This is a genomic window from Streptomyces sp. P5F9, assembly GCF_057961495.1.
This window is the reverse complement of the sequence record NZ_JBXVPZ010000861.1, coordinates 1-1,736: the sequence shown is the minus strand read 5'-3', so window position 1 is coordinate 1,736 and position 1,736 is coordinate 1. Positions and strand designations below refer to the sequence as shown.

The 1,736-nt window shown below is 71.3% G+C and carries 1 pseudogene; it reads right to left on the bottom strand.

Going from position 1 to position 1,736, the window contains the following annotated elements:
* Positions 1–1,736: pseudogene (locus AC31A1_RS50940) on the bottom strand (hypothetical protein); the annotation flags it as partial.

Here is a 1,736-nt window from a genome sequence, read left to right as displayed (position 1 = left end):
GGGGTGGTGTCGGGGTCGCGGACAGGTGTCGTCTCGTCCTGGCCTGTGTGGTCGTGGAGTTGAGGGCCGGCCGCAGTGACGTTCTCGATCGTGCGGAGGTAGCGGTGCGGGATGTGGACAGGGGTCTCAGTGCTGGCCATCAGGCCGGTGGTGTGGACGGTCGTGCTGTTCGGATGGTTGCGCAACAGGAAGTCGTTGTCGCGCTGTTCGTCCGGGAGGCCCAGGTAGTGCAGGACTTCGTGGAGGAGGTCCTCGTCCGAGTGGTTGGCGTCCAGGTGGAGTTGGTCGGCCCGGCCCGGATTCTCGGAGTCGGTGAGAGTGATCGTCTCGGGGTGGTCCGGGTCGTTGATCAGGTTGAGGTTGATGTGGAGCTGGTCGCCTGAACTGGGCAGCGCCAGACCGGAGTTGAGATGCGTGTCCAGGAGACGCGTGATGCGGTCGTTGAGCTGCTGAGTGAGGTCGGGGTTGGCCGTGGTGACCGGGAGGTTGAGCGTGTAGTCCCGTATCCACTGGCCGTTGGGCGCCTGGATACGACGGATGGTGGCCCGGACGAGCGTCGTGGCACCGCTGAGAACCCCCGGCCGGGGCGAGTTGGACTGGTCCGCGTGCGGATCGAACCGCTCCGTGGAGTGCACGGCAGGGCGCGCGTGGGGACGCAGGCCGTGCCAGGTGTCCTTGGGCGCGGGGTCGGCGACACGGGACGCAGGCAGGTCGTCGCCGGCGTGACGGGTCGGCGCGGGACGGTAACGGCCGTCCGGCTGAAGGCTGTTGGCGTCCTGGGGACCCCGGGGCGCGTTCGACGGGGTGATGTTCGCCGACGTGGCGCCCGGGTTCGCGGCGCTCGCGCTGTAGTGGTTCAGGCCCGTGTAACGGACCTCCAGCGCGGGGGTGTTGGCGGTCGTCGGGCCGTAGCGGAGCACGATGCCACGGGGGCCGGCGGTTGTGTCGGTCACCGGTTCGAAGACGTGGATCGGGGCGTCGAGGGTGTCGGCGAGCAGCGGCAGGAAGGTGTCGCCGACCGGGTCCGCCCACGAGTCCGACCAGCTGTCCACCGCACTGTCGAGCAGGCGTGCCTCGCCCTGGGTGAGGGGGACGGTGCTCCGGTGATAGCCGGCGGTCAGCAGCCACCGGCGTTCGGCCGGTGTCATGGTGGCGGGCGTCGGCAGCGCGCCCATCGACCGCAGGTAAGCGAACATCCGCCGGTTGCTCGGTGGGTTGCCGGTCAGTGGGGGCGGCGCGTTGGGTGCCGTGATGGCTTGTGCGTAGCGGGTCTGGAGGTCGACCGGGTCCAGGTCCTCGGTGCGGGTGACGCCCTGGATGCCGTACACGGCCAGTTGGTTGGCGACGGCGGCGTCGGACGCGTTCTCCACCAGCGTCGCGAACTCGCCGGCGAGGACGCCCCGGAGCTGGCCGAGCACCTGCGGCGGGAGCGGGCGGCTGCCGTCGCGTGCCGCTGCCAGCCGGGCCCGGACCAGGTTCTGCAACCCCCGCTGCGCGGCCCGCAGATGGCCTGTTCCCCGGTTGGTGGTCTGCGGCTGCGCCGCGAGTGTCCTGAGGGTCTGCCGTACGTCGTCGGGCCGGGCGAGCCAGGCGGCGGTGGCCGCGGGGAAGGCCGGGTCCGCCTGCCGCAAGCGGGTGCGGACCAGGTCCGGCGCGCTGCCGATGACGGCGTAGAGGAGGCAGTAGCCGTCGCCGGGGGTCGCTACGACGCGGCCGGCGGGGGCCACGTAGGGGGA